A 17,495-nucleotide genomic window follows, 5' to 3' on the forward strand; every position below is an offset into this window, starting at 1 on the left:
GGCGGCTCCTTTTGTCGGCACGGTGTTCAGTAGCGTGCGGACCATGGTTGGTACCTGGATGTCGAGTTCTGTGGGTATCGGTCGGTCGGCTGTGAGATATCGCCGTACTGCGGCGTAGGGCAGGTCGACGACGGTGAGAAGGATTGTGGCCGTGGACAATCCGGTTTCGGTGCGTAAGGAGTGGACGAGTTCGCGGATGGCGGCATCCCACCGGGCTGCTTCGCTGGCGCGTTCCGCACGCGCGGTGGCGGGCCAGCTCTGGGGAGCGAACTGGTGGACACCGGCGAGTAGGACCTGCGCATCGAGGGGGCTGTTGCGGCACCACCGCAGGATGTGGCCTGCGATCGCGGCGGCGGCCTCGACCGGATCGTCCCCGTCGAACAGGACGTAGGCGTCGCGATGCAGGTGTTCGACGGACCTGTTCCATAGGGCGGCCAGCAATGAGGGCCGGTCGGCGAAGCGGTGGTAGACCGACCCGCTCGGTGCGCCGGATTCCCTGATGACGCCCGACATCGTGACGGCAGCGGGACCCTGCGTAGCCAGCAGTCGCGCGGCAGCGTCGAGGATCGCCGCGGTGTCGTGTACGAATCTCACCACGCTGTAGAGATTACTCTCCACACCTCGCTGTAGAGTGAAGTCTCTACAAGGATGAGAGGCCGACATGACCATCACCACCGAAGACGTCTACCGACTTGCTCCGTTCGTACGCACCCTCGGAGTGGAGTTCACCGAACTCGCACCCACCATGGTCGCTGCCCGCTTGGCCCACACCGTCGAGCTGTCGACAACAGGGGGTGGCCTGCACGGTGGTGCGCTGATGGGGTTGGCCGATGCGGCTGCCGCGGTCTGCGCGGTCCTCAATTCCGCCCCGGGGGCGATGCCCGCGACGGCCGATTCGACGACGCATTTCCTGCGTCCGGTCCGCACGGCGGCGCATGCGGTCGCCGAGCCGATTCGCATCAGCCGCAATGCGGTGGTGGTGGGTGTGCGAATCACCGACGAATCCGGCGAGCTGTGCGTCCATGTGATCCAAACAGTGCAGACACGCGTTCCGCACGCGGCCGCCTGAGGCCGAAAGATCGGCCCAGGACGGGATTGCGCGAATTCGCACTCCGGGGGTACCAGCCACACCGTATTCTCGAGTGGCATTGCCTCATGAGGGATAACCCGCCGGTTACGAATTCAGGAGGTCGACATGCATATCCAAGACAAGGCCGACAGCCGCGTCTTCGCCATCGATCTGGGCGATTTCAGGGTGGAAACGGTGCAGGACGTGATGGGTATCAGCACGCCGTCGCAGGGCACGCTGGGGGAAGTGCGGATCACCCGGGGGCCCGAGCGGAGCAAGGCGTTCACCGATTGGATCGAGCGTACGTTGGCCGACGGCGGCGCGGATGACGCCAGACAGGACATCACCATCACCGTGATGGACGCCGATGAGAACCCTGGTCGGCGGATTCGCTTGCTGCGCGCCGTGCCGACCGGTTGGACGGAGCCTTCGCTCGACGCCGAGAATGCGGAGCCGGTGAGTGAGAGCGTCACCGTCGCCTACGAAGAGATCAGAATCGAGTAGGCACAGTTCGCCGGAATGCCGCGTACGACTGGCAAATCCGCACCGACTGGGATTCCCGCGTCAAGCGAGGCCCCGTGGCGGTTTCGGTTCTATTTTTGCGGGCACGCCTGGCATAGGTCCATCCCGTGAGTGTTCGAGCCCGAGGAGTTGCGGTGTCTACTGATGCGATCGTCCTGTTGCGTGAAGACCACAAGGAGATTCGGAAACTGTTCCGTGACTTCGAGAAGGCGGGCGACGATGCGCACGCCACAAAGGGACGGCTGGTCGACAAGATCATCGAAGCGTTGACCGTGCACACCTATCTCGAAAACGAGTGCATGTATCCGACAGTGCGCAAGCTGGTACCCGACCTGGAAGAGGACATCCTCGAATCCTATGAAGAGCACCATGTCGCCGATGTGCTGGCTATGGAGTTGGCAGGAATGAAGCCCGAGGATGAGCGTTTCACCGCCAAAGCCACCGTTCTGATCGAGAGCGTCGATCATCATATCGACGAGGAAGAGGGAACCTGGTTCCCGAAGGTGCGAGACCGGTTGGGGCGCAAGCAGCTTCAGGAGATCGGTGCACAGATGATCGAATTGCGGAAGAAGGCACCGCGATCGCCCGCGCAACCTTCGGCAATGAAGAAGGCGATCGATGCGGTGATCGCGTAGCGGCGCGTAGTTCTAATTCTCGGACAGGCCGTTTGTCAGCCGGAAGGATTCGACGAGTTCTTTCATCCCGAGCCTTGCCACGATTCGCTGTCGTGCGGTACCGGTTCCGTGGTGTTCGAGCGCGGTGAGTAATCGCTTGGCTAAGGCGATGTCACCGGCTTCTTCGAGTTCGTCGGCGATCCACTCGATCAGATCGCCCAGCATTTTCAGAGCGGGCACCTGTACTTCCTCGACCGTATCGATGGCGGGTCCGGTGAGACCATGTCGAGCGGCCGACCATACCGCGGCCGCCCCGACCTGTTGGTCGATATGCGGGCCCTCGATTCCGGCTGCCAGTTTGCCGATGGCGGTTTGTACCAGCCCGCGTGTCAGTACCGCCTGCAGGATGGCATCGTCGATTGTCGCGGCGGTGTCGGCGGCGCGAACTTCTACGGTGGGGTATACGTCCGAGGGACGAGCCAGCCAGAACGACATGTGGCCGTCGATGAGGACGCCGGATTCGACGAGTGTCGCCACTCGATTCTCATAGTCGTCGGCCGAACGCGCGTACGGCGGCAACCCCGAACCAGGAAACCGCGACAATTCGGCGATACGCCACGAGCTGTAGCCGGAGTCGTGACCGTCATGGAACGGTGAATTCGCGCCGACCGCGATCAAGGTCGGTAACCATGGCCGCAGATGATTGACAATGGCGACGGCTTGGTCGTCCCCGTCGACGCCGACATGTACGTGCGCACCGCAGGCGGTATAGGTTTGCGCCATTTCTCGATATCGGTTGTGGATCCGGGCGTATCGGCTGTCTTCGGTGCCGCCACAGTGCGGCGTGCTGCATATAGGCGCGTAGCCGATCGGCAGAACTACCAGTTTGCAGTCGTGCCCGGCGGTGGCGAGCTTTCCGCGGGCCGCGCGCAAATCCGAACGCAGGGTTTCCATCGCCGTGTGTACTTGGCTGACCGACTCGATCTGAACTCGCTGCAGCTCCGGTTTGAATCTGCTCGATTCCTCGGGTCCGAGGTTCGTGCGCATCCAGTCGAGAACCGCGTCCACCCCCGCGACCGGCACGCCACCGACGTCGAGTAGGAGAAACTCTTCCTCGAATCCCACTGTGCGCCGTTGCCGCATCGGATCTACCTTCGTCGCGAACACCTCTGCCACGCCGACATACCCGCGAAATATTGTGGCAAACATCTGGCAGCCATGACCTCGCAGCAGGTTCGCCGCGAATATCGGGCGGTAGTCAGCGCATGTGAGCGCGGATGATCGCAGCATGGGTGTGCAGCACCGCGGGCAGCGTGCCGACAAAAACGGCGGTCGAGGCTTGAGCGATGACCGTTGCATCCGCTCGGCATACCGTGAGGTCGCAGCCGATCAGGGGGCGCTGCAAGGAAGAAAGGACGCGGGTCCAATGGTCGATGTCGATGCGGCGGGCCAGCTCATCGAGCGCGGAGGCGACCTGCGCGCCGCTGCCGATGTGATACACGCTCCACCACACGCCCCGACCAGCGGGCCAGGTGAGGTCCACGAGGCAGTCCAACTGCTCCGCGGGGCTCACTATCGACGGTGTGGCCATCGAATCATTGTCCTCCTCATGATCAAAGGCCGGTGCTGGACCGACCAAGCTCGTAGCCGGGTCGTTGCTCGTCGGCAGGCGGTACACAACAACCGGGCACGATGCCCACGATCGCTGATTGCCTACCGATTGAACGGGTATCGCCGAGTCGGGCACTGATTCGTCACTCGGTAGGGAGGTTTCGTGCGGTTGCGTCGAAGTAGGCCCTACGGCCCCGGTGTCCGTCGAATGACCCGTGGCCGTGGCTTCTCCTACGTCGACACCGAGGGGGCGTGTGTATCGGATGACGAACTGCTGCAGCGCATTCGGGGGCTGGTTATTCCGCCCGCGTGGCGCAAGGTGTGGATCTGTCCGTACGCGAACGGTCATATCCAGGCGATCGGTGCGGCGCAGTCGCGCCGACTCCGAGCGGCTGCTGGTTTACCGCGACGGCGGCCGGTACCGGGAACTGCACGCCGAGGACGTCAATACCCGATTCAAAGAGCTGACCGGAACCGATTGCACTGCGAAGGACCTGCGCACCTGGCAGGCCACCGTGCTTGCCGCCGCCGGATTCGGCCGCGTGGATCCACCGAGTTCGCAGCGTGCGCGCAAGAGTGCCGAACGTGAGGTGGTGGCCGAAGTGGCTGCCGCGCTGGGCAATACTCCTGCCGTGGCCCGCGCTTCCTATATCGATCCCCGCGTGATCGAGTCGTTCGCCGGTGGTGTCACGATTTCCAAGGCGTTGGCCCGTGCCGCCCGCTCGGTTTCCGAGGACGGACGTCAGATGGTGGTGGAACGCGCGGTGATCCGATTGCTGCACCGCGTGGCACGGTGACGACGGCCGATTCGAAGTCCTTGTCTGCCAAGCCCCCCGGCTTCGCGTAAATGCCTGTCAACGAAATCCATGGAATTTCACCCGACGGCCCTTTCGTGGATTTGGGCGCCGCGGATGCGATCGATTGTGTGCAGTGCGCTGGACGGCGCCGTGTCGCCTCGCCACGCGACGTGCTGATCGGGTCGGAGCAGCACCAGGTCGCGTTCGTATAGCGAGCGGGCGTGGTCATCGCGGATGTCGACGACCTCGAGTGGCACGCCTCGCTGGGTGGCGGCGGCGGTGAGTGCGTCGACGTCACGATCGGCGAATCGGAGCAGGGTGAAGCCGGGGCCGATGAGGTCGAAGAGCGCTCGGCCGTCCGCGAGCCGGACGCTCGGAGGGCGGGCTCCGGGCCAGGTGCTCGGAATATAGGCGTCCATTCGCTGTTGCGGTGCTTGGGATTCGGGTTCGACGCACACGACGGGCGAGTGGTCGTACCGATAACCGAGCTCGATGCCGAGGGCCTCGTTCTCCAGATTCCCCAGATCGCTGATTTCTCGGCCGAGCCGTCGCCGGGTTCGGTCGCCCAGCCAGCGCTCGCTGTGCATTGTGGTTCGCGATACCGCCATGATCGCCGCCCGGACGGTGGCGTGGCGGGCCGCGGCCTTGCGATTGCGCAGAGCGACCGATCGCCGTTCCTGTTCGTAGGCCGCCAGTAGGCCCGGCCCGCCCCAGCCTTGGAGCTGGGCGGCCAGCATCCAGCCGAGCCCGACGGCATCGCCCACTCCGGTGTTCATGCCGTAGCCACCGGTCGGCGTCACCTGATGTACGGCGTCACCGGCCAGCCATACCCGATCGCGGCCGAATGAGTCGGCGACGGTGAGTCGGGGTGTCCAGGCATTGGCGACCAGCACCTGAATGTCGAACCGGCGTCCGATGCGCTCGAAGACGAACTCGCGCGGGTCGATGGCCTCGGCATCGGTGCCGATGCTCAACGGTGCGTGCAGGGTGAAGGTGTCCGCGTCGTTCTGGGAGATGATGGTCCACCCCTCGGGTGACTGCAGATGCCACACCGTGCCGAAACGTCGGAAGACATCTTTGTCGGCGGTGGTGAAGTGCACCAGATAGAAGCGCCCGTCGGCAGGACGCGCGCCGGTGGTCAGGAGTGCCTGCGCGAGTCCTTTGACCACACGTGGCACGCCGAGCTCCTTGATGATCATTGTGCGCAAATCGATTTCGTGGTTGCCGATCCCGAGTTGCTGTCGAGTGCGGCTGCCCGCGCCGTCGCAGCCGACGAGGTATCTGGCGCGGACGGTGCGGTGTTCTCCGGTCGCTGTGCACACCAGTTCGGCGGTGACGCCGTCGACGCCCTCGATGAAGCTGTCCAGCGCCCAGCCGTAGTGGACTCGAGCATGGCGCGACCGCTCTCGGAGCAGATCCCGAAGCGTTGGTTCGAGAATCACCTGGGACACGCGCATCGCGGGTTCCAGCGGCTGGGTTCCGTCGCCGTGCCGGTGAATGTGCTCGTAAGCCTCTGCGGCGCTGGGGTATTCGAAGGAAGCCAGCTCCCAGCCCACCGCGTTGGTCGCCCACGTCACCGTGATCCGGTGGTCAGCGGGGATCGCCACCTTGCGTAGATCATCGGCGACGCCCAGGCGGCGATACAGCTCCATGCTGCGGCAGTTCGTGATGTCCATCTTCGGGTGCTGTGTGGTGGTGGAATTCCGTTCCACCACAACGCAATCCACGCCGTGGTAGTCCAGCTCCAAAGCCAGCGTCAATCCGACCGGACCCGCACCGACCACGAGCACCGGCGTCGTCTCGGCCGGAGTGGTGAGCGCGCTGGGCGAGCTGTTCATCTTGTTGCCCTTCCTTCTGATGTCGAGAATTGAACAGCAGTGTTCATTCAGTGTCAACAGTGTGTTATTTGGCGCCGGTTTGATCCATGAATGACATCTGCGTAGTGTTTGAGCGAACTCAGGAGGAGCGCTATGAACGCGATGCAACGTCGGATTGCCACCGCCGCGATGAAGCTGTTCGCGGAGCGGGGCAGCGTCGACGTGACCATCAGTGAGCTGGCCGCGGAGGCTGGCATCGCTCGGGGCACGCTGTACCGCAATGTCGAGTCGATGGAGGGGCTATTCGCCCAGGTCCGTGCGCAACTCGCATTTGAACTCCACGACACGAACGTGCGTGCCATGGACGCGCACGGCGACCTCGACCCGCCGCTGCGGCTGGCCGTGGGTACGCGCATACTGGTGCGTCTCGCCCAGGAGAACCCGGCGATCGGCCGTTTCATCGTCCGATACGGGCTGACCGACGAGTCGTTGCGCGAGATCATGACCGGACCGCCGATGCAGGATGTTGCGGCCGGAGTCGCCGCCGGTCGTTACGTCATCACGCCCGGAACGGAAGTCAGTATCGCGTCGATGCTCCTGGGCACCACGATCAGCGCGATGTGGACGGTGCTCGAGGGGCACCAGGGGTGGCGCGAAGCCGGAACCGGTGCGGCCGAACTACTTTTGTGCGCCTTGGGGGTGCCGAGGGACGAGGCCCGGCAGATAGCGACCAGCCCCTTGCCGAACGTCACCTTCAACTTCTGAGCGTCGGCTGCTTCGCCATCGTGCGGGCAGCGTCGACTGAATTCATCAGGATCCCGTAACGAGCCTCGACACGGCTACTCGGCCACCTCGAGAATTCTGAAACCGAAATCGATATTTGCAGACGGCAACGGACGGTATTGAACCTTCGTAGGCGCCATAGACATGCGGCAAACCGTCACATATGCTCGGAGATACGCCGCAGTCTTCGATAATGGCTGTCGGACAGAAATATCGAGTCCAAAATCTCTTTTCGAAGTAAGGGATATATCTATGGGCACAAGCAAACACAGGGTTTCTGACCCGCGTCGACAGAAGATGATTTCGATTGTCGTGGCGGGAGCGGTGCCACTGGCGCTCGTGCTCGGGGGAACTGCGATCGCGAACGCCGGCGCTACGTCGGCCACGGTGACGTCCGACTACCTTCAGTCCGGCTACGCAGTGCCCGCGCCGCCTCCACCGCACGTGCCTTCGCCCGATGAGCCTGAGCTCGAGCAGCCGCACCCAGAGCGCCCTTACCCAGAGCAGACCCAGCCAGAGCAGCCTCCGCCCGACGAGAGCACGCCCGGCCAGTCGACGCGGTGATTCGATTCCGGTAAGGGGCGTGGGAACAGCTCCGCGAATCTCCTTGCCGCGTTCCGGCGACGACGCCTGCGTGCGCGATGGGGAGGGCCAGTGCTGGCGAACGTCCGATCGAGATCGGTGAGCCGCACCGACTCCGGCGGTCCTGAATACGATGAGCGGCCCGCCATGGCGGGCCGCTCACCTTTGGGAACGATTATCCAGCCTGCGCAGGCCGACCTCGGCGGCGCCCTTTCGATTCCCTCCCTCGGGGGCTACGTACGGGACTACCCCTAGAACGCGAATTCTGTTCCGTAGCCGGTTGTCTGGGCGGTTCCGCTGGTATTGTCGGCGCGCACGGTGACGAATGGCATCGCCGATGCGGGCGACATGCATCCGCTGATGTTCAGCGGCGTGTTGGTGTGGCTGAATGTATAGGGGAATGTTGCGTCCTGATCCAGGCTGGCTGCACCGATAACCACCGCCGTGACGTTCCCTGGTACGAGGGTTATCGAGATCGCTCCGGCGAGACCGGCATTGACGCCGACATTCGGTGAAATTGCGACGGTCACGCTGGGCGACTCACCAAGGGTCAACGCGAGCGATGGTGCGATACCCGCGCTGACGCCGACGCTCGGCGCAATCCCGATGGTTACGCCTTCGGAGACATCCACGGCGCAACCGACCAGATATCCGATCGCAATTTCCCCGCTGCGAACGGATGAAGCGCCGTCGACAGACACCGAATAATTTCCGGACACCTTGGCCGCGTGCACGAACGGGATTCCCGTTACGGTATTGGCTCCGGCCGGGACAGAATTGCTCACATCCACCGATGCGACGACGTGCATGCCGCCGCCATCGACCTCACCGGGTTCCGCGTCGGCGGGTGCGTTGGCAATGCAGGTCGCTGCACCGACGATCGCCGTGAGCGTTGCAAAACTCCTCAGATATTTCCTGGTCATAGCACTCCAGTCGACTAATTACCGACACAGACTGTTCCGTAAAAATGGATTGCTCTCGACACCGGGACTCGAAGTGTCTACCCGCACAGAAGGTTCGATACGGGACCAGCACTCGAACCTTCCGGCAGACCCTACCGTATCTACGAGACAACTGATCTCATGCGCCGCGTTACTCATCCGGCATGTCCGCATTCGCCATGCCGTTGTGGTGGTTGATGTGTCGTCGGGGAGCGCTCAGATTGTGCAGCGACACAAGGACGCATGTGCGTGGCGAGCTGGATTACCCTCTGCGGACGGTGCGGTCCGCAGAGGGTAGGTGTCAGAGGGTGTCGAAGAACTCGAGCTTCGGGGGCGCGGCCAGAAGTGGCGCCATGAGCTTACCTGCGGCGCGGAAGTGGTCGGAGCGGCTGTGCGCGTCCAAAGCTTCCTTGTCGGAATAGATTTCGAAGAATCGATAATTGTTGGGATCGGCCTGGGAGCGGGTCAGCTGGTAGGCGTGATTGCCGGGTTCGTTGGCCCGGACCTGGGTGACGAGGTCGGCGACGACGGATTCGAACTCGGGGCCTGCCCCGTCCTTGACGGTCACATCGGCGGTTACTGCGAGCATGGTTCTCCTCAGGGATGAACGGACGATGGAATGAATGGTTACATATCCATCGGGTACCGGAACGCGGCTGTGTGGCGGCGTTCGAAGTAAGGCCGGTATCGGCTACCAGTACTGATGCCGTTTTCCGTCGGTGTCGGCGATGAAGATGACCGCGTCGGCGGCGTCCAGCACTGCCGGGCTGAGCGGGATATGGCCGGGCACAATCGGTTCGCCCGTGCCGATCGATGCGGGGAGCGCGGCACGCAGCGCCGATGTCGGGAACAAGGCACGGCGGATGGTCGCCTCGGAGAGCATGCCCTGGAGGGTGGCCGGATCGCTGTCGGGGTTGGCGTCGGTTGCGAGAAACGCGTAGCGCTCGCCCAGGGTGAGTCCGACGAGTGCTCCAGCGTTACTCCAACTCACTTCGTGGTTGCCGCGCTGGGTGTGTTGCAGGTGGCTGTTGTGCGCGAATACCAGGCTCGGCCCGCGACGCTGCTCCTGCGCGACGATCGCGAGCAGGTTCTCGGCCATCATCTCGGCGCGCACGCTGAGCAAGGTCGCGATGCGGTCGGGTGCCGGGGTGGCCATGGCCGCGTGATAGCGCAGCAGGCCTTGGGCGGTGCGCGCGTGCGCGACGGCGTGGGCATAGCCGGTCGGGTCGGCGGCGTGCAGGTCGGGTGCCGCACGGTGGAGTGCGCTGGCGAGGTCGTCGGCGAGGATGCGCAGGCCACGGGCGTACTCGGCGGCGCCGATGGATGCTGCCGGGTCGTACATGGCCGCCGGGTTGGTCCAGTCCGTGTCCTGGCCGAGCAGCGCGTCGAGGTCGCGGACCGATTCGGGCCGCAGCGCGGCGGGCAGGTAGTCGATGACCGAGGACAGTGCGCGTCGCGGGCTCGGCGCAGCGGAGTACTCCACCGGCGCGTCGAAGCCGTAAAAGCGAATCCGGTCCTGCGGTGCGCGGGTGGCGTTGTGCGTGCGGAGCCATTCGACGAGTTCGCGGTTGCCCGGCACGGCGCCGAACCCGTGGCTGAACCCGGTCGCGAGCACCTCGTCGAGCTCGGCCGTGGCTCCGTCCACGTAGTCGTCGACAACGGACGCGGCAAAGAAATCGATCTCGAGCACGATCGATCGGTACCCCCGTTCGACCAGGTGAGCGAGGATTTCGTTGCGCAGCAAAGGAAATGCCTCGATCCCGTGTGTCGGCTCGCCGAGGGCGAGCAGGGTCGGCGGTTCGGTGCGCGCGGCGAACAGCTCGTCGAGTGCACGGCCCAGGCTGGCCGCGTCGTCGAGTTGTCGGCCGATACCACGCAGTGCTGCGGCAGTAGACATGAACACTCCTCTCCGGAAGGAACTGCCTTCAACGCTATCTTTGAAGAATCGAGTGAAACTTCTATGGTCCTTACCTGGAAGCAATAGATAAAAGCCTCAATCGGAGGTCCGAGCTGCGCCCCATCGATCTAGCCCGGGAACATGGATTGTCCACCCAGGCGATCCGCAATTACGACGACGCGGGCATCCTCCCGCCGACCGAGCGAAGCGAGACCGGCTACCGGCGCTACACGCCCCTGCACGCACAGGCCCTGCGCGCCTTTCTCGCGTTGCGCGGCGGCCACGGACACCAGCAGGCAATGGGGATCATGCGGGCGACCAATCGAGGCGATATAGAGGCCGCCTACCGGCTCATCGACGCCGCGCACGTCGAGCTACTCGCCGAACGCAACACCCGCACCGAGGTCGCCACCGCCCTCGGCGCCATGTCCACCGCCACCCCCGCCCCTGTCCTCGGTCGAGCGCTGACCGTGGGTGAACTCGCCCGCCGACTCGGGGTGCACCCGGCGACGCTGCGTACTTGGGAGACCGAGGGCATCCTGCGCCCCGAACGCGACCGAGCCACCGGCTACCGCGAATACGGACCCGACTGCGTGCGCGATGCCGAGATCGCCCGACAACTGCGCCGAGGCGGGTATCAGTTGCGCCAGGTGGCCCAGTTCCTCGAATCGCTGCGCGAGGCGGGCGGGTCGGACGCATTGCGCGCCTTCCTCGACTCCTGGCAGGACCGGCTCACCACGCGCAGCCGCAGCCTGCTCACCGGCGCGGCCCAACTCGACGCTTACCTCGCCCTGCTCGATCAGACCTAGTACCGCATCCAGAGTCCTTGCTGCGCTACCCGCCTCCGCCAGCTCGCCGAGTGTAGTGATACGGCGGTCGTATTCGCCGTGGACGGCCACCATTCGACTACGTTCGACGGAACCCGGGCGGCGATCCGGTTGTCGGGCCGCGGTCCCGATACATCCCAGAATCCGGTGCTCGAGGACTTATTCTGCCCAAGTGACAGGGGAACCGGCACACTCGACGCGACCAGCACGGCGGCGAATGCTGCTGCTGGTCCTCGGTGTTGGGCTGGCGGTGGGTGGGGCCGCCACTCGACCGTTCAGTTGGTCGGCAACCGTACTGGTGTTGCTGCCGGTGGTCGTGGTGTCGGTGGTGGCATTCCGTGTGAGGTCGGTGCAGATTCCACGCACCGCCCGGCTGCGGCGCGGAGTGGCTGTCTGGTCGACGCTGCTGGTTATCGGGGCCGCGTGGGAGATGTATGCCTTTGTGCGGCAACCGGATTGGCTGCGGCCGAGCGATCTGCACCCGACTTTGTCGACGCTGCTGGATCCGGCGCTCGAGCAGTGGCCGCTGCGGTTCGCCGGATGGCTGGTGTGGCTGGCTGTCGGCTGGTGGCTGGTGTCGAGATGAGCGATCGAGTGATCGTCATCGTCGGGTTCGGGCTGGTGCTGGTGGTCGCGCTCGGCCTGGTCGTGGTCACGCATGTGCGCCGGGATCTGATCGCGCCCCTGGGTGAAACGATTGCGTATCTGACGCGCACTCGGGTGGTGCGGATTGCCGCTGTGCTCGTGTGGGCGTGGGTCGGTTGGCATTTTCTCGCGCGATAGGCGAAGGGCCGTGTATCTGATCACATAAATCCAACTGGCTACGTACGGAGACAGTAGATTGTTTCCACGGGATGTCGATCAGGTTCCTCGGCGGTGTCGAAGCTGGCTGTCCCAAAGTTGCTCGTGGTCAAGTTGATTCGTTGGGTAGGAGCCGCACAGATGCGTCGGGACGGATTGTCGCCGCTGAACAGCGGTGTCGTCTCTGCCATCGCGCTGCGTACTCGACCGGGACAGTCGTTCACTTCCACTCGCCGCCATACCGTGCCCCGTCACCGCGCTCTCGTGCGTTTCCTCGGTCGGTTGCGGCTCGGTGGGTCCGCGCTCGCACTGGTCGCCGCGGTGCTACTGGTTGCCCCGATGTTCGACTGCGCGCTGGCGGGAGAGCACTCCCACGCGCACGCGAGTCAGGCTCCTGCGCAATCGGTCATACCGCTCGCCGCGGACCTGCACGCCGCCATTCATCCGCCCATGTGTGCCTGCTCGCTGCATGCCGGGCATTGTGTGCTGAAGTCTGTGCTGCCCAAGGGTATTGGGCAGGTTCCGACCCTGCTGTTGCTCACGTTGGCAATGGTGGCGGCCCTGGTTGCCGTTGCCGCGGCGACCCCGGCCGGGCTGAATGTGCGCGGCCCGCCGCTGCTCTCCGTACCCGCCGCTCGCGGTCGCGTCATTCTGACGCATCTCTGTATCGCTCGACGCTGATCGGTCAGCGCCAGGCCGACGTTCGCTGTCGTCGGCCGGTGTCCGCTGCCCGCGCACGTCCTCCCGCCCACGGGCGGATTCGATACAGGAAGCGACAGTCATGGACAAGATCGTGCTCGACCAGCGCGTCGAGACACCCGCGCCGACTCTGGTCACCGCACCGATGGCGGCCCGAGATCCACAAGCCTTGGTGGGCAACACCCCGGTGGTGTGGGTCGGCGCGCCGCTGGCGCCCGCGGATCGTGGATTCTGGGCCAAGCTCGAGGGATTCAATCCCGGCGGGATGAAAGACCGGCCCGCGTTGCACATGGTGCGCCGCGCCGAGCAACGCGGTGAGCTGGCGCCGGGGGCGCGCATCATCGAATCCACCAGTGGCACACTCGGTCTCGGGTTGGCGCTGGCCGGAATGGTCTATCGCCACCCGGTCACCGTTGTGACCGATCCGGGCCTCGAGCCCATCGTCGCGCGAATGCTCGCCGCATACGGTGCGCGGGTGGATCTGGTATCCGATCCGCATCCGACCGGAGGCTGGCAGCAAGCCCGCCGGGAACGGGTCGCGGAACTGCTCGATCGCGAGCCGGACGCATGGTGCCCGGATCAGTACAGCAATCCGGACAATGTCTTCGGCTATGAATCCCTGGCGCTGGAACTGGTACAGCAACTCGGCCGGATCGATGTGCTCGTCTGCGCAGTCGGGACCGGCGGGCACTCGGCGGGGGTGGCTCGGGTGCTGCGTTCGTTCAATCCGGACCTGAAGTTGATCGGCGTGGATACGGTGGCCTCCACCATTTTCGGTCAACCGGCGGGTCCGCGACTGATGCGCGGCCTCGGGTCGAGCATCCATCCGTCGAACGTCGACTACGCCGCATTCGATGAAGTGCATTGGGTCGCACCCGCGGAATCGGTGTGGGCTTGCCGCACCCTGGCCGCGACCCACCATGCCAGCGGCGGGTGGAGTGTCGGTGCGGTCGCGCTGGTTTCGGGATGGGCGGCGCGAACGCATGACCCGGGTACCCGCATCGCCGCAGTCTTTCCGGACGGGCCACACCGATATTTCGACACCGTCTACAACGACGCGTACTGCGCCGAGCACGGCCTGCTGGATGCCACGCCACCGATCGAGCCCGACACCATCGCCCATCCCGCGGAGCGGGTGGTTCGCACATGGACACGCTGCGCGACCGTCATCGATCCACGAAACCTCGTGCGGGACAAGGGGCCAGCGGCATGACGATATTCGCGAAGTTCGCCGGCTTCGATCTCGCCGCGCGGTTGCTCATGGTCAACCAGTTCGGCATCAACCTCGGCTTCTACATGTTGATGCCGTACCTGGCCGGATATCTGGCGGGCCCGTTGGGCCTGGCGGCGTGGGCGGTCGGTCTCGTGCTCGGTGTGCGCAATTTTTCGCAGCAGGGCATGTTTCTGGTCGGTGGCACATTGGCTGATCGCTTGGGTTACAAGCCGCTGATCGTGGCTGGATGTCTTTTGCGCACAGCGGGTTTCGCTCTGTTGGTGTTCGCGACCTCATTACCGGGATTGCTGATCGCCTCGGCGGCAACGGGTTTCGCGGGCGCGCTGTTCAATCCGGCGGTGCGCGCATACCTGGCCGCCGACACCGGCGAGCGGCGGGTCGAGGCCTTCGCGGTGTTCAACATCTTCTATCAGGCGGGGATCCTGGCCGGTCCGCTGGTCGGATTGGCATTGATGGCGCTGGATTTCCGAGTCACGGCCGGTGCGGCGGCGGTGGTCTTCGCCGGGTTGACGGTGGCGCAGCTGTTCGCGCTGCCGCCCCGGCGCGGCGAGCAGACCACGGAGCGAACCTCCGTGCTGCAGGATTGGCGCACGGTATTCGGCAACCGGCGTTTCGTCGCGTTCGCGGTGGCGATGATCGGTTCCTATGTGCTGTCGTTCCAGGTCTATCTCGCGCTGCCGCTGCAGGCCGAATTCATCGCCGGGGCCCGCTCGGACGCGCTGACCTCGGCGATGTTCGTGGTTTCCGGTGCCGTTGCGGTTGCTGGGCAACTGCGGATTACCACGTGGTTCCGTGCCCGGTGGGGGACCGGGCGCAGTCTGGTCGTCGGTATGGGGGTGCTTGCGGTGTCGTTCGTGCCGCTGGCGCTGATACCGGGTCCGGGGCGATTCGGTGTAGTCGGTGCGGCCGTGGTGTTGTTGCTGGCGGCGGCGCTGCTGGCCGTCGGCACGGCGGCGGTGTTCCCATTCGAGATGGACACGGTCGTATCGCTGTCCGGCGGAAAGCTGGTGGCGACGCACTACGGCTTCTACAACACCGTGGTCGGCGTCGGCATCCTGGTCGGCAATCTGGCCACCGGCGTTGTGGTGGGTGCCGCCCGCGCGGCAGGCTTGGATTGGGCGGTGTGGGTCGGTCTCACGCTCATCGGGATTGTCGCGATGTTCGCGCTACATCGGCTGGACCGCGAGGCCGATCCTCCCACTCGAGGGCGAGACCGCGGAGCAGAACCGCGGGCTCGCACCGGGCCAGTGGTCAGGGGGTTGCGGGCAGAATCGGAGGGACGTAGTCGAACGTCATTCCGAGCAGCCACACCAGAAGCAGGACCACCGGCAGGTGGAATAGGAACTGCAGGAACGTGAATCCAACCAGGTCGCGGGCCCGCAATTTGAGTACCGCCAGCAGCGGCAGCATGAAGAACGGGTTGATCAGATTCGGCAGCGCCTCGGCCACGTTGTAGATCTGTACCGTCCAGCCGAGGTTCATCTGCACATCGGTCGATGCCTGCATGACATAAGGGGCTTCGACGAGCCATTTTCCGCCGCCGGACGGGACGAAGACGCCGAGTATCACGGTATAGACGGCGATGACGACGGCGAAGCTTCCGCCGCCGCCGAGGCTGGTGAAGAAATGCGCGAGGTGTTCGGAGACGGTGAGTCCGCCCCTGCCTTTGGCTTTGGTGAGGATCGCGGCCATCGCGGCGTACAGCGGGAATTGGACGAGAATTCCGGCGGTGGCCGGTACGGCGAGGGAGATGGCCTGCAGGAACTTGCGCGGGGTCCCGTGCAGCACCAAGCCCAGCATCAGGAAGACCAGCAGATAACCATTCAGGCTGCTGACCACGGTAAGCACTGGTTTGGCGGTGAGCTGGGAAATCAACCAGCCCACCGTCAACACCGCGGCCAGGATCGGCAGGATACGGCTGTACTCGAGCCATTCCCCGGGACGGGTGCGGGGAGCCACGTCCGCGGGCTGGTCATCCAGATCGACGTCCAGATCCTGTGCGGTCTTGATCGCCGCGTCCTTCGGTGCCGAGAAGTGCGCGATCACCACCGTGAGCGCCATGATGATGGCGCACATCAGCAGGGACTGCCAGGTGAAGATCGTGTGCCCGAAGTCGAGGACACCGGTGATTTTCAACAAGGCCGGAGGCAACGAGGTGGCGGTGGCCTGCAGCTGCGCGGCCGAGGAGGATATTCCCAGCGCCCACACCGCGCCCAATCCCATGAACGCCGCCGCGCCCAGCGCGCGATAATCCACGCGGAGATCGGGCCGCCGGGCGATCGCACGGGCCAGCAGACCGCCGAAAACCAGGCTGAGTCCCCAGTTCAGAAACGATATCGACATCGAGAGGAATGCGACGAAACTGACTGCGCTGCTAGCTGTTTGCGGCAAGGTGGCCAGTCGGTCGATCAACCGGGCGACCGGCGGTGAGGTGGCGATGACGTATCCGGTGAGCACCACCATCGCCATCTGGAGGGTGAAAGCGGTCAGATCCCAGAAGCCGTCGCCGAACGCGTTCGCGACTGTTCGCGGCGAGGAACCGTTGGCCAATGCGGCGACGGCCACGATGAATACGCCTGCCAGTGCGACCACGTAGGCGTCCGGGAACCATTTCTCCGTCCACCTCGCGAGCGACTGCGCAACCCGCGCAAGACCCTTCTCACTGGCTGCTTCGACCTTTTCGGGGCCGCTTTCGATACTGGTGGACGTCATCTCGTCGTTCCTCATCTTTCTCTCCACGAGGCTGCCCGGTGCATGTGACGCACCGCACAAGGCTCGCTTGGCGAGTATCGATGCCCCCTGATGTCGAGACAAGAGAGAAATGCGCAGGTACGGTCTGCAAAAATGCAGAAACCGTCGGTGTTATGGCGCTTCAGCCGAGCTCGGCGAGCTTGCGCCGCAGCACCGTCCGCTCGCGTTCGTTGCCGCACAGCTTCGCCGCGCGCTCGAGTTCGGTGCGCGCCTCATCGGTGCGGCCCAGGCGGGTGAGCAGCTCACCGCGAACGCTCGGCAGCAGATGCGAATTCGACAGCGCTCCAACCGCCGCCAACTCGTCCACGATCGGCAGCGCCGCGGCCGGTCCCTGCGCCATGGAGACGGCCACCGCCCGATTGAGGTCGACCACCGCCGACGGTGCCAGTCTGCCGAGCGCCTCGTAAATGAGCACGATGCGCTCCCAGTTCGTCGTCTCGACCGAGGAGGCGATGGCATGACATTCGGCGATCGCCGCCTGCAAGCCATAGGCCCCGAGGCCGCGGCCGACCTGCTCAGCGCGGGCCAGGGCGGCCCGTCCGCGGCGGAT

The 17,495-nt window shown here is 64.7% G+C and carries 19 protein-coding genes and 2 pseudogenes; 12 read left to right on the top strand and 9 right to left on the bottom strand.

The genetic code is table 11. The features are described from left to right. Positions 1-597, bottom strand: a 597-nt coding sequence (locus tag NA5_RS23770; protein WP_157110590.1) for a TetR/AcrR family transcriptional regulator, incomplete at its 3' end; no start/stop codon positions are given. Between the two features lie 64 nt (positions 598-661). Here NA5_RS23770 and NA5_RS23775 point away from each other — a divergent pair. The 3 genes from NA5_RS23775 (at position 662) to NA5_RS23785 (ending at position 2,226) form a co-directional block, all read left to right on the top strand. Next, the gene (locus NA5_RS23775; protein WP_062989736.1) at positions 662-1,069 is read left to right on the top strand and encodes a PaaI family thioesterase; all 408 of its coding nucleotides are present in this window, start codon (positions 662-664) and stop codon (positions 1,067-1,069) included. A gap of 126 nt (positions 1,070-1,195) precedes the next feature. Beyond that, positions 1,196-1,573, top strand: a complete 378-nt coding sequence (locus tag NA5_RS23780; protein ID WP_062989738.1) for a phage tail protein — start codon at positions 1,196-1,198, stop codon at positions 1,571-1,573. Between the two features lie 152 nt (positions 1,574-1,725). After that, positions 1,726-2,226, top strand: a complete 501-nt coding sequence (locus tag NA5_RS23785; protein ID WP_062989740.1) for a hemerythrin domain-containing protein — start codon at positions 1,726-1,728, stop codon at positions 2,224-2,226. A 12-nt stretch (positions 2,227-2,238) separates the two neighbouring features. On the opposite strand, the gene NA5_RS23790 is transcribed toward NA5_RS23785, so the two are convergent. Continuing rightward, positions 2,239-3,348: a carboxylate-amine ligase gene (locus NA5_RS23790; RefSeq protein WP_084484376.1), complete on the bottom strand. Its 1,110-nt coding sequence runs from the start codon at positions 3,346-3,348 to the stop codon at positions 2,239-2,241. 115 nt (positions 3,349-3,463) lie between these two features. Further along, positions 3,464-3,796 (bottom strand): hypothetical protein, encoded by a 333-nt coding sequence (locus NA5_RS41375; RefSeq protein WP_169811352.1) that lies wholly within the window; start codon positions 3,794-3,796, stop codon positions 3,464-3,466. A 228-nt stretch (positions 3,797-4,024) separates the two neighbouring features. Here NA5_RS41375 and NA5_RS43260 point away from each other — a divergent pair. Together NA5_RS43260 and NA5_RS23800 are read left to right on the top strand one after the other, a co-directional pair. Then, a pseudogene (locus tag NA5_RS43260) lies at positions 4,025-4,120 on the top strand (DNA topoisomerase IB-related protein); the annotation flags it as partial. Positions 4,121-4,178: 58 nt separating this feature from the next. Then, positions 4,179-4,613 carry a hypothetical protein gene (locus NA5_RS23800; protein WP_062989746.1) on the top strand — a complete coding sequence of 145 codons (435 nt, stop codon included), beginning with the start codon at positions 4,179-4,181 and terminating at the stop codon, positions 4,611-4,613. Between the two features lie 77 nt (positions 4,614-4,690). Here NA5_RS23800 and NA5_RS23805 read toward each other — a convergent pair whose 3' ends face one another. After that, on the bottom strand, positions 4,691-6,451 hold the full coding sequence (locus NA5_RS23805) for an FAD-dependent monooxygenase (protein ID WP_062989748.1): 1,761 nt from the start codon (positions 6,449-6,451) through the stop codon (positions 4,691-4,693). 132 nt (positions 6,452-6,583) lie between these two features. Here NA5_RS23805 and NA5_RS23810 point away from each other — a divergent pair, with 132 nt between their 5' ends. After that, entirely contained in the window at positions 6,584-7,195 is a 612-nt protein-coding gene (locus NA5_RS23810; protein WP_062989750.1) for a TetR/AcrR family transcriptional regulator, read from the top strand. 851 nt (positions 7,196-8,046) lie between these two features. Here the strand turns inward: NA5_RS23810 and NA5_RS23820 are convergent. The 3 genes from NA5_RS23820 to NA5_RS23830 all read right to left on the bottom strand — a co-directional run bounded on the left by NA5_RS23820 (position 8,047) and on the right by NA5_RS23830 (position 10,633). Next, positions 8,047-8,718 carry an MspA family porin gene (locus NA5_RS23820; protein ID WP_062989753.1) on the bottom strand — a complete coding sequence of 224 codons (672 nt, stop codon included), beginning with the start codon at positions 8,716-8,718 and terminating at the stop codon, positions 8,047-8,049. A gap of 319 nt (positions 8,719-9,037) precedes the next feature. Beyond that, entirely contained in the window at positions 9,038-9,325 is a 288-nt protein-coding gene (locus NA5_RS23825) for a putative quinol monooxygenase (protein WP_062989755.1), read from the bottom strand. 102 nt (positions 9,326-9,427) lie between these two features. Beyond that, positions 9,428-10,633 (bottom strand): erythromycin esterase family protein, encoded by a 1,206-nt coding sequence (locus tag NA5_RS23830; protein ID WP_062989765.1) that lies wholly within the window; start codon positions 10,631-10,633, stop codon positions 9,428-9,430. 113 nt (positions 10,634-10,746) lie between these two features. Between NA5_RS23830 and NA5_RS23835 the strand changes: the two genes are divergently transcribed. The 6 genes from NA5_RS23835 (at position 10,747) to NA5_RS23860 (ending at position 15,552) form a co-directional block, all read left to right on the top strand. Beyond that, entirely contained in the window at positions 10,747-11,442 is a 696-nt protein-coding gene (locus NA5_RS23835; protein WP_062989757.1) for a MerR family transcriptional regulator, read from the top strand. Positions 11,443-11,632: 190 nt separating this feature from the next. Continuing rightward, entirely contained in the window at positions 11,633-12,046 is a 414-nt protein-coding gene (locus tag NA5_RS23840; RefSeq protein WP_157110592.1) for a hypothetical protein, read from the top strand. After that, positions 12,043-12,243: a DUF6186 family protein gene (locus NA5_RS23845; RefSeq protein ID WP_062989761.1), complete on the top strand. Its 201-nt coding sequence runs from the start codon at positions 12,043-12,045 to the stop codon at positions 12,241-12,243. The genes NA5_RS23840 and NA5_RS23845 overlap by 4 nt, the downstream gene beginning before the upstream one ends. Before the next feature lie 159 nt (positions 12,244-12,402). Beyond that, positions 12,403-12,942 carry a putative copper homeostasis (lipo)protein LpqS gene (lpqS, locus tag NA5_RS23850; RefSeq protein ID WP_157110593.1) on the top strand — a complete coding sequence of 180 codons (540 nt, stop codon included), beginning with the start codon at positions 12,403-12,405 and terminating at the stop codon, positions 12,940-12,942. A 100-nt stretch (positions 12,943-13,042) separates the two neighbouring features. After that, the gene (locus NA5_RS23855; RefSeq protein ID WP_084484374.1) at positions 13,043-14,173 is read left to right on the top strand and encodes a PLP-dependent cysteine synthase family protein; all 1,131 of its coding nucleotides are present in this window, start codon (positions 13,043-13,045) and stop codon (positions 14,171-14,173) included. Then, positions 14,170-15,552, top strand: coding sequence for an MFS transporter (locus NA5_RS23860; protein ID WP_084484375.1), 1,383 nt, complete (start codon positions 14,170-14,172; stop codon positions 15,550-15,552). The genes NA5_RS23855 and NA5_RS23860 overlap by 4 nt, the downstream gene beginning before the upstream one ends. Here NA5_RS23860 and NA5_RS23865 read toward each other — a convergent pair. Together NA5_RS23865 and NA5_RS23870 are read right to left on the bottom strand one after the other, a co-directional pair. Then, on the bottom strand, positions 15,446-16,906 hold the full coding sequence (locus NA5_RS23865) for a short-chain fatty acid transporter (protein ID WP_174555265.1): 1,461 nt from the start codon (positions 16,904-16,906) through the stop codon (positions 15,446-15,448). The genes NA5_RS23860 and NA5_RS23865 overlap by 107 nt on opposite strands. A gap of 160 nt (positions 16,907-17,066) precedes the next feature. Beyond that, positions 17,067-17,495 (bottom strand): annotated as a pseudogene (locus NA5_RS23870) (RNA polymerase subunit sigma-24); the annotation flags it as partial.

The organism is Nocardia anaemiae NBRC 100462 (assembly GCF_001612725.1).
GTDB classification, from domain to species: Bacteria; Actinomycetota; Actinomycetes; order Mycobacteriales; family Mycobacteriaceae; genus Nocardia; species Nocardia anaemiae.

What these genes read in the sequence shown, in the direction of transcription:
- NA5_RS23775 (WP_062989736.1), top strand. Translation starts at nt 662, where the DNA reads ATGACCATCACCACCGAAGACGTCTACCGACTTGCTCCGTTCGTACGC.
- NA5_RS23780 (WP_062989738.1), top strand. Translation starts at nt 1,196, where the DNA reads ATGCATATCCAAGACAAGGCCGACAGCCGCGTCTTCGCCATCGATCTG.
- NA5_RS23790 (WP_084484376.1), bottom strand. Translation starts at nt 3,348, where the DNA reads ATGCGGCAACGGCGCACAGTGGGATTCGAGGAAGAGTTTCTCCTACTC.
- NA5_RS41375 (WP_169811352.1), bottom strand. Translation starts at nt 3,796, where the DNA reads ATGGCCACACCGTCGATAGTGAGCCCCGCGGAGCAGTTGGACTGCCTC.
- NA5_RS23805 (WP_062989748.1), bottom strand. Translation starts at nt 6,451, where the DNA reads ATGAACAGCTCGCCCAGCGCGCTCACCACTCCGGCCGAGACGACGCCG.
- NA5_RS23810 (WP_062989750.1), top strand. Translation starts at nt 6,584, where the DNA reads ATGAACGCGATGCAACGTCGGATTGCCACCGCCGCGATGAAGCTGTTC.
- NA5_RS23820 (WP_062989753.1), bottom strand. Translation starts at nt 8,718, where the DNA reads ATGACCAGGAAATATCTGAGGAGTTTTGCAACGCTCACGGCGATCGTC.
- NA5_RS23825 (WP_062989755.1), bottom strand. Translation starts at nt 9,325, where the DNA reads ATGCTCGCAGTAACCGCCGATGTGACCGTCAAGGACGGGGCAGGCCCC.
- NA5_RS23830 (WP_062989765.1), bottom strand. Translation starts at nt 10,633, where the DNA reads ATGTCTACTGCCGCAGCACTGCGTGGTATCGGCCGACAACTCGACGAC.
- NA5_RS23845 (WP_062989761.1), top strand. Translation starts at nt 12,043, where the DNA reads ATGAGCGATCGAGTGATCGTCATCGTCGGGTTCGGGCTGGTGCTGGTG.
- lpqS (WP_157110593.1), top strand. Translation starts at nt 12,403, where the DNA reads ATGCGTCGGGACGGATTGTCGCCGCTGAACAGCGGTGTCGTCTCTGCC.
- NA5_RS23855 (WP_084484374.1), top strand. Translation starts at nt 13,043, where the DNA reads ATGGACAAGATCGTGCTCGACCAGCGCGTCGAGACACCCGCGCCGACT.
- NA5_RS23860 (WP_084484375.1), top strand. Translation starts at nt 14,170, where the DNA reads ATGACGATATTCGCGAAGTTCGCCGGCTTCGATCTCGCCGCGCGGTTG.
- NA5_RS23865 (WP_174555265.1), bottom strand. Translation starts at nt 16,906, where the DNA reads ATGACGTCCACCAGTATCGAAAGCGGCCCCGAAAAGGTCGAAGCAGCC.